General features: G+C 61.6%; 1 protein-coding gene. It reads left to right on the forward strand.

All coding sequences use genetic code 11. The features are described from left to right. Positions 1 to 346 (forward strand): AMP-binding enzyme (locus tag AO068_RS03125; RefSeq protein ID WP_161936572.1); only part of this gene is annotated, 346 nt, incomplete at both ends.

Below are 346 nucleotides of genomic sequence, written 5' to 3' on the forward strand. Positions count from 1 at the left end.
GCTGACGGCCGTATTGAATACCTCGGCCGTAACGACTTCCAGGTCAAAGTGCGCGGTTTCCGTATCGAGCTTGGGGAAGTCGAAGCCTGTCTGGGCAATTGCGCCGGGGTCAAGGAGGCGGTAGTGGTCGCTCGGGAAGATAACCCGGGAGACAAACGCCTGGTGGCCTATGTGGTTGCCCAGCCGCAAAGCCAGCTTACAACCGCTGAACTGCGTGCCGAACTGGCACCGCAACTGGCCGAGTACATGCTGCCGAGCGCATTCGTGATCCTCGACGCCTTGCCGTTGACGCCGAACCGCAAGCTGGATCGCAACGCCTTGCCGGCTCCGGAAGCCGATGCCTTTG

It is taken from the genome of Pseudomonas sp. ICMP 3272, from assembly GCF_001466905.1.
Taxonomy (GTDB): domain Bacteria; phylum Pseudomonadota; class Gammaproteobacteria; order Pseudomonadales; family Pseudomonadaceae; genus Aquipseudomonas; species Aquipseudomonas amygdali.